The organism is Microbispora sp. GKU 823, assembly GCF_002027145.1.
Lineage (GTDB): Bacteria > Actinomycetota > Actinomycetes > Streptosporangiales > Streptosporangiaceae > Microbispora > Microbispora siamensis.
The window spans coordinates 1-8,153 of sequence record NZ_MWJN01000185.1; the positions used below are offsets into that span (position 1 = coordinate 1).

Consider the following 8,153-nt stretch of genomic DNA (forward strand, 5'->3'; position numbering starts at 1 on the left):
TCGTATCCGGCGTCCACGTGCCGGATGACGCCCATGCCGGGGTCGTTGGTCAGCACCCGCCGGATCTTCTCTCCCGCAGCCCGAACAGCCCAAATCCGGGTAAGGCCGTCCAGCCGCGCCCGGCTCTATCCGCACGACACGGAGCGTCTGCGGGGTGCGCCGCGGTGCTCCGGCTTAGGGTCTGATCATGCGGCGATGGGACAACGACGAGCGTCTCACCGGGATCGCGGACGCCTCGGCGATGGAGCCACAGGTGTCCGCCCTGCTCGACGCGATGGCACGAGACGGTTGGGTGACGGAGGAACCCGAGGTGCATCTGCTTCCCCACCTGCGCCGCGCGTGCGGGTCGGAGTGGCTGCTGACCGGTGAGCGCCTGCTCGACGACGGTGTGTACGAGGTGACGGTGTCGCTTGCCGGAGACAGGGAGGGCGTCCACGTGCTCCGCGACGTGATCCGGCTGCTGTCGGCGATCGCCGAGACCGTCTTCTTCGTACGGCAGGCCGCGCCGGGCGTGTTCGAGTGCGTGACCGGAATGCTCGACGGCGACCCGCCCGGCTTCAAGAGCCACGGCCATATGGTCCGCCTCATCGTGACCTGAGACCGGCGGGACCCCCGCCTCAGGCGGCGGGGACGGTCTTCTTCTCCCCCGGGACCGGCGTCGGTATGGTCGCCGCGTGCCTGCGGCGCCACGGGATGGCCGCGATCAGCACAGGGAACAGCACCAGCGAGCTGATCGCCCAGGGCGCGTGCAGCTCGCCCCACTTCGGCCCGCTGAACTGCGTGAGCACGATGTATCCGATCGCGGCCCACAGCGTGCTGCCGAGGATCGCCGGCCAGGCCCAGCGGGTGGGCCGGGCGACCAGGAACGGCATGAACCACAGCAGATACTGCGCGCCGAGGCGCGGAGTGAAGATCATGAAGGCCAGCAGGATCGCGATCGTGACGTCGACCGGGTCGGCCTTACGCCACCAGACGAGGCAGGCGACGATCGCGGCGTAGATGAGGTATTGGCCGATCCTGGCCGGGAGCGGGTCGAGGTTCCAGTTGCCGCCGCTGACCAGCGCGGTCCAGCCCCAGTCGCCCGTGATCGGACGGACGTCGCTGGGCCGCAGCCCGATGGTGTTGAGCACCTCGGGCAGTTGCCGCCACTCCGTCCAGCCGCCGATCGGGAGCGTCAGCAGGAAGAACACCGGCGAGACGCCGGTCGCGACCAGCGAGACCAGGCGGCTGCGCAGCCCGGGCAGGAACATCAGCAGGGCCGGCACGAGAATCACCGGCCAGCTCTTCGCGCAGAGCGCGAGCCCCATGAGCAGCCCCGCCCACACGGCCCGGCCCGTCGCCGCGCGGTCCTCCTGCGACGGGTGGACGATGCGCCGCACGATCTGTCCCGGCGAAATCCAGGGCAGCGGCAGGTCACGGTTCGCGAGCCGCAGGCGGGCCCACGGCAGCGGCTCGGGCCGCCGCCAGTCGCCCGGGCCGCGTGCCACGACGTACGCCGCGACTCCGAAGACCAGGGAGACCGGCTCGACCTGGCCGTGCACGGAGGCGACGAGGATGGCGAGGGGGTTGCAGGCGTACTGGAAGGCGCGCAGCTTCTCGGTCCGCGCCCCGGCCAGCTTGCCGACCAGCGGGATCAGCACGACGTCGGCGACGACGGTGACGATGCGGCCGGCGTACTCCCACGGGATGCCCAGCCACAGCAGCAGGCCGTACATGTAGGGGATCGTCGGGAGGAAGTGCCATCCGCCGTTGCTCTCGAGCACCGGGTCGCGGTGGTCGAGGATCGCCACGCCGGCCGGCTGGAAGCTGTTGACGTAGTCGACCGGCTGCCACTGGGTGTCCCTGGCCGACAGAACCATGATCAGCACGCGTACGGCGATGCCGAGCGTGAGCGTGACGGCCAGGGACGGCCGCCAGCCCTTCCATTGGGCGACGAGCGCGAGCACGACGCCGGCGACGAGGACGATGCTGGTGGGGATCGCGTATTCCATGACGATGCCAAGCCTGCCTGACGAATGGCAAAACAGGCGACTCGATCCCTGATTCGGCGACCCGGCCATCGCAATCCGTCACGATTCGGGGTATTGTGACCACGGAGCGTTACATTCAGGAGACTTCGATGAAAATTCGCCTGTGGATCACCCTTGCCGTGGCCGTGATCGTCGGGATGCTGATCGGCCTGCTCGCCCCCACGCACGGGGGCGACCGGCGCGGCGGGTAGGGGGGTCGTCCCCGCCGGACCGGCCGCCTGCTCATGGGCGCCCGACTCGGGTAGGCGCGCTCACGCCTCTCGCGGCGGCGAGGGATCCGGTCCGGCGGGCCGTGCCCGGATCCCTCTCACCGTCGGTACGAGGCGGGTCAGAAGCCCGCGGTGATCCTGGTGAAGTCCCAGTCGTTCTGCGCGATGCCGCTGCAGTTCGACACCACGCCGCCGCCCGGGCAGCCGCGGTCGCGGTTCACCGCCCAGAAGGCGAGCCGGCCCAGGCCGTGCGAGTTGGCCCAGTCGCGGATCTGGGTCCAGGTGGCCACGGAGGTGAGCTCCTGCTGGTCGGACAGGCCGTTCATGCCCGAGATGCCCATGTGGGCGTATGCCTGGGCGTCGGTCCAGCCCCACGCCGTCTTGAGCGCGTTCTTCAGGCCCTCGGCCGCGTTGACGGTGTTCTGGTACATGTTGGCGCCGCCGCCGAAGTCGAACGGCATGATCGTGTAGTTGTCGATGTTCACGCCCAGCGCCTTCGACTGGTTGATCAGCCGGGTGCCGTAGTAGGTCGGGCCGGTCGTGCTGGTGCCGAAGGTGACGACGACCTTGACGTTCGGGTTGTTCTGCTTGACGATCTTCAGCCCGCCGAGGATGCGGTCCTGGACGGCCTCGTTCTCGAACTCGTCGGTGTTCTCGATGTCGAAGTCGACCGCGGCCGGGTTGTAGGCGTTGATGACCTGCTGGACGGCCGAGGCGAACGCGGACGAGCTGGAGCAGTTCGGGCCGAGCTTGTTGCCCTGCCAGCCGCCGAAGGAGATCTGGACGTTGCCGCCTGCGGCCTTGATCTGCGAGATCGCGGTGGCGTCGACGCTGCCGGACAGCGGGCGGGAGCCGTCCCACGCCGGGGTGCAGCCGCCGCCGGAGAGCATGAAGGCCATCGTGAACTGCTTGACCCCGGTGGCGTTCATGACCGTGGCCGGGTTCGGCGGGTTGCCCCAGCCCTCGTACAAGTACGGCGCGCCGGGCAGCTTACCGCCGCCGCTGGTGCAGCCCGTGGTGGTGCCGGTCACCGAACCGCTCGCCGCGGACTCGCCGTTCGAGTTGTACGCCTTGACCGTGTACGTGTGGGTGGTGCAGGTGCCGAGGCCGGAGACCGTGGCGCTGGTGCCGCTGACGGTCGCCTTGACCGAGGTGCCCTCGTAGACGCGGTAGCCGGTCACCGTGCCGCTCGACGCGGACCACGACAGCGAGATCGACGAGTTCGTGGTGCCGGTGACGGCCGGGTTGCCCGGCTTGCCCGGCGCGCCGGACGGAGCCGTCGGCGACGGGCTCGGGGACGGGTTGCCCCCGCCGCTGACCTGCTTCCAGAGGGCCGGGACGTTCGGCGGCTCCCAGCCGGTCAGGGACGTGTGCGCCTGGATGCACTCGTAGTCGACGCCGTTGTAGGTCACCCGGGCGCCGATGGCGTACCAGGTGTTCGGGGCCCATGCCGGGTAGGCCAGCATGACCACGCTGTTCGGGGCCGCCGAGGCGGACGCGGTCGTTCCCGCGATCAGTCCGGCGACGGCCAGGAGGAGGGAGGCGAGCAGGGCGAGGGCCGCCCTGGCGCGCCGGCCCGTACCGAAGCGAAGCTGCATTCTTCCTCGCAAAGGTGGGGGGTGGGTGGGGGGATCACTTCAGGGCGTCGAGATACGCCCTGTGGGAGCGGGAGAATTCGGAGCCCGTGTACTTGTCCCAGTTGACGGACCAGGCCATCAGGCCGCGCAGGCCGGGGAAGACGCCGTGCGGCCGGTAGGAACCGCAGCCCGTCCCCTTCGCCAGGCAGCCGAAGGCGCTCTGCACCTCGGCGGTGCTCGTGTAGCCGTTGCCGGCGTACGGCGCGGCCGGCAGGCCGATCGCGACCTGGTCGGGACGCAGCGGCGGGAAGGTCGCGCCACCGGCCACGGGGAAGCCGGTGAGCAGCATGTCGGTCATGGCGACGTGGAAGTCGGCCACGCCCATCGTGTGGTACTGGTTGTCGAGGCCCATGATCGGCCCGGAGTTGTAGTCCTGGACGTGCAGCAGGGTCAGGTCGTCACGCAGCGCGTGGATCACGGGCAGGTACGCCCCGGAGCGGGCGTCGGCCGTGCCGTTCTGGCCCGGGCCGTAGAACTGGTAGCCGAGCTGGACGAAGAACGTCTCCGGGGCCATGGTGAGCGTGAACTTCGCGCCATACCTGGCCTTGAGCGTCTTGATCGCGGAGATGAGGTTCACGACCACCGGGGTGGTCGGGTTGCGGAAGTCGGTGTCGCCGGGGTTCAGCGACAGCGAGTGGCCCTCGAAGTCGATGTCGAGGCCGTCCAGGCCGTACCTGTCGATGATCGCGGCGACGGACTGGACGAACTTGTCGCGAGCGGCGGTGGTGGTGAGCTGGACGATCCCGTTCTGACCGCCGATCGAGATCAGCACCTTCTTGCCGGCCGCCTGCTTGGCGCGGATGGCCGCGACGAAGTCGGCGTCGCTCTCGACGTTCGGGCATTCCGTCACCGGACAGCGGGTGAACCGGATGTCGCCGGACGTGGGCGAGGTCGGCTCGCCGAAGGCCAGGTCGATGACGTCCCACGCGTCGGGGACGTCGGCCATCCGGACGTAGCCGGAGCCGTTGGCGAACGAGGCGTGCAGGTAGCCGACCATCAGCCGCTTCCCTCCCGGCGGCGGCGGGCTCGGCGAGGTCGATGGCGACGGTGACAGGGATGGCGACGGCGACGGGGATGCGGACGGGCTCGCCGAGGGTGAGGGGGACGGGGAGGGCGAGGGCGGGGTGCCCGGGCCGTCGAGGACGACGTCGTCGGCGTAGTAGGCGCCCTGGCCGTACCAGCCGTTGACGTAGATCGTCACACTGGTGGTGGACGACCCCGTGGTGAACGACGTGGACAACTGCGACCACGACGACCCCGGCGATCCCCACGTCTGGGCGTTCACCCCGGTGCCCGTCGCGCCGAGGAACACGTAGTTCCCCTGCACCCACGCCGACAGCGCGTACGTCGTGGACGGCTTGACGCTGATCGTCTGCTGGCACCGGGCGTAGTCACCGCCAGCCGGAGTCGCCGACAACGCCTTCGACCCGCCGTGCACCGGACTCGACACCACCTGCGCAGAGGACGCGCACGTCCACCCCGACAGGCCCGACTCGAACCCCGGATTCGCCGCGATGTTGGCGGCACGGGCCGGGCCGGTGAACGTCGCCGTGAGCAGGCCGGCGAAGGCGAGGGACGCCGCCGCGCCCAGGCCGATGAGCTTCTTCATGTGCCTCATCCCGTGTACGAAGCGAAGATCTTGGAGAACTCGTAGGGCGACTGGGGGATGTTGGTGCAGGAGTAGAGCGCCCCGGTGCAGGCGTTGCGGTCGCGGGTCATCTCCCAGAAGGCCAGCAGGCCGAGGTGCCTGTCCTTGGCGAAGGCCACGAGCTGGCGGGCGTCGTCCTGGTTGTAGATCCGGCCGTCGTCGTTCTGGCCGAGCATCGGCGTGACCCCGACCATCCGCCACACCTGGGCGTCGGACAGGCTGGGATACAGGCTCTTGAGCTGCGCGAAGGTGCTGTTGGCCGCCTGGACCGCCGCGTCGCCGTAGTCGACGGACTGGTAGTAGTCCATCGCCATGACGTTGACGGCGTCGAGCCTGACTCCGGCGTCGCGGGCGGACCGGACCACGTTGAGGCCGTCGGCGGTCAGGCCGTTCGGCAGCACGGGCAGCGTGAGGGAGATCTTCAGGTCGGGGTGGGCCTGCTGCAGCCGGGCGAGCGCCTGCGACCGGCGGGCGATGGAGGCGGGCTCGGCCGCCGCCGATCCCTCGATGTCGAGGTCGATGTACTTCAGGTCGTAGGCGGTGACGACGGCGTCATACTCGGCGACCAGCGCGTTCACGTCCGTGCACGCCTGAGCGAGCTCGATGCCGGTCGCGCCGCCGAAGGACACCTTGACGTCCCCGCCACCGGCCCGGATCGCGTCGATCTGGTCCTTCGCCCACTTCTGCCGTGGGTCGTACGCGTTGAACCACATCGCCTTGCAGCCCGACGCGGTGACGAACGCGAGGGTGAAGCTCTTCAGGCCGGAGGCCGAGGCCATCGCACTCAGGCTCGGAGTCGGCCAGGCGCCCATGTCCACGTACGGCGCGGTGCGCAGGGCCCCTGGCACGGGCGGGGGCGGGCTGGGCGACGCGCTCGGAGACGGGCTCGGGGACGTGCTGGGAGACGTGCTCGGTGAGGGGGACGGCGAGGTCGTGACACCGTCGCACGAGCCGCCGTTCAGGCGGCAGTTCGCCGGCTTGCCGGGCCCGCTGTTCACCCAGCCGAACGTCGTGGAGGCGCCGGGAGCCAAGCCGCCGTTGTACTCACGGTTCTTGAAGGTGTAGTGGTCGCCGGAACGCGTCATCAGCGCGTCCCAGTAGGACCCGACCGTCGATCCCGCGGGCAGGTCGAACTCGACCGTCCAGCCGGAGGTCGCGGCGGTCCCGGTGTTGGTGAGGGTGTAGCGGCCCTGGTAGCCGGAGCCCCAGTCCGAGTCGGCGGAGAAGACGGCCTTGACCGTGGCGGCCTCGGCGGGCAGCGCGACGAGAGCGAGCGCGAGTGCGGCGATCGCGGCGAGCGCACGCCAGACGTACCTGGTTTGCATGGACACAACCTCTGTGGGGGGTGAACGGGGAGGTCATGGGAATCCGTACGGCCGGCGCCTGACGGAGGCGGCCGATCGGAACAGCACCGGCCGTACGGCACTCAAGGGCGTCTGGTGACGGGACGCGAGAGGAAGACGCTAGGGGTGAGGAAGGGCCATAGTCGGCTCCCGGTCGTTCTTTTAGGAAAGTTTCCTAAGAGTTGTACGGATCGTAGCTTCGCGGTCGCTGGTTCACAAGACCCAATTCGACAGCGTTCCTAACGAACCTTGTCATCGCTGGTAGGCACGCGGGACCGGGTTATGCGCACGTTAAGGGCCGGCTGCTCGCCCGTTAAGGCGGGCACGGTTGAGGCGAGCACGGTGGCCCGGGGTCAGCGCAGGATCGCGCCTTCGCGGACGGCGTGCCGGCCGTCGCGCTGCACGTTGACGAAGTCGACGAGGCCGACCAGCTTCTCCAGGTCGAACCCGGCGTCCATGCGATCGGCGTCGGCGGGGACGTAGACCGTGAGCAGGTAGTGGCGACCGGTGGCCGCGCCGAGCGCGTCGAGTTGCGCGCGGAACTCGGCCAGCAGGGCCGTCAGGCTCCGCCTGTCGTCGACGCCGGTGTGGTTGCCCAGGTGGCCCTCGCCGCCGGGCCACTCCCAGTCGACGTCGATGCCGTCGAAGACGCCCGCCGCGCTCCCCGGACCACCTCTGCCCCCGGCGCCCGGCAGGTCGCCCCTGATGTACGCGTCGAGACACGACTTGACGAACCTCTGCCGGGTGGCGGCGGTGCGCGCGACGTCGGAGAAGTACTTGGAGTAGGTCCAGCCGCCGATCGAGATCAGCGCCTTGAGGCCGGGGTGGCGGGCCTTGAGCTTCTTCAGCTGGTTGAAGTTGCCCGCGAGCGGGGCGTCCGGAGGGTCGGCCACGCCGTCCAGCGACTCGGCGGCCGTGAAACCGCGCTGGTAGTCGGCCCAGGCGTCGCCCGCGCCGTCGCCCTGGTCGGGGTCGTTCGGGTCGGGCGCGGGCGGCCGGGTGACCCCGGTGAGACAGGTCAGCGAGCCGGGGTCGATGTTCGCGAAGGCGTAGAGGACGTGGGTCAGCCTGCCCGCCAGCCCGCTCGTGTCGAGGTCGCGCACGGTGGACGTGGCGCCGTACGCGCCGCGCTGCGGAACGTACCCGATCCTGATACGGCCCGGCGAGGGGGACGGCGACTGGGTGACGGTCACGGTGACCGTCACCTCAGGCACGGGAGCGGCCGCGGCGGCCTGCGCCGGCACGGCCCGCGCGGGAGCCCCTGCCTGGGCGACACGGCCCGCGCG

General features: G+C 70.1%; 6 protein-coding genes and 1 pseudogene. 1 reads left to right on the forward strand and 6 read right to left on the reverse strand.

All coding sequences use genetic code 11. From position 1 onward, the window contains the following. Nucleotides 1-77: pseudogene (locus tag B1L11_RS55645) on the reverse strand (hypothetical protein); the annotation flags it as partial. A 110-nt stretch (nucleotides 78-187) separates the two neighbouring features. Here B1L11_RS55645 and B1L11_RS43365 point away from each other — a divergent pair. Further along, on the forward strand, nucleotides 188-598 hold the full coding sequence (locus B1L11_RS43365) for a hypothetical protein (protein ID WP_079320969.1): 411 nt from the start codon (nucleotides 188-190) through the stop codon (nucleotides 596-598). Nucleotides 599-617: 19 nt separating this feature from the next. On the opposite strand, the gene B1L11_RS43370 is transcribed toward B1L11_RS43365, so the two are convergent. The 5 genes from B1L11_RS43370 to B1L11_RS43390 all read right to left on the reverse strand — a co-directional run. Beyond that, nucleotides 618-1,991 (reverse strand): hypothetical protein, encoded by a 1,374-nt coding sequence (locus B1L11_RS43370; RefSeq protein WP_079320970.1) that lies wholly within the window; start codon nucleotides 1,989-1,991, stop codon nucleotides 618-620. Nucleotides 1,992-2,358: 367 nt separating this feature from the next. Further along, nucleotides 2,359-3,837 carry a carbohydrate-binding protein gene (locus B1L11_RS43375; RefSeq protein WP_079320971.1) on the reverse strand — a complete coding sequence of 493 codons (1,479 nt, stop codon included), beginning with the start codon at nucleotides 3,835-3,837 and terminating at the stop codon, nucleotides 2,359-2,361. A 34-nt stretch (nucleotides 3,838-3,871) separates the two neighbouring features. Then, nucleotides 3,872-5,485 carry a chitinase gene (locus B1L11_RS43380; protein ID WP_143737979.1) on the reverse strand — a complete coding sequence of 538 codons (1,614 nt, stop codon included), beginning with the start codon at nucleotides 5,483-5,485 and terminating at the stop codon, nucleotides 3,872-3,874. Nucleotides 5,486-5,490: 5 nt separating this feature from the next. Continuing rightward, the gene (locus B1L11_RS43385) at nucleotides 5,491-6,849 is read right to left on the reverse strand and encodes a cellulose binding domain-containing protein (protein ID WP_079320973.1); all 1,359 of its coding nucleotides are present in this window, start codon (nucleotides 6,847-6,849) and stop codon (nucleotides 5,491-5,493) included. A 371-nt stretch (nucleotides 6,850-7,220) separates the two neighbouring features. Next, on the reverse strand, nucleotides 7,221-8,153 hold a 933-nt coding region (locus B1L11_RS43390; RefSeq protein ID WP_256863415.1), incomplete at its 5' end, for a glycoside hydrolase family 18 protein.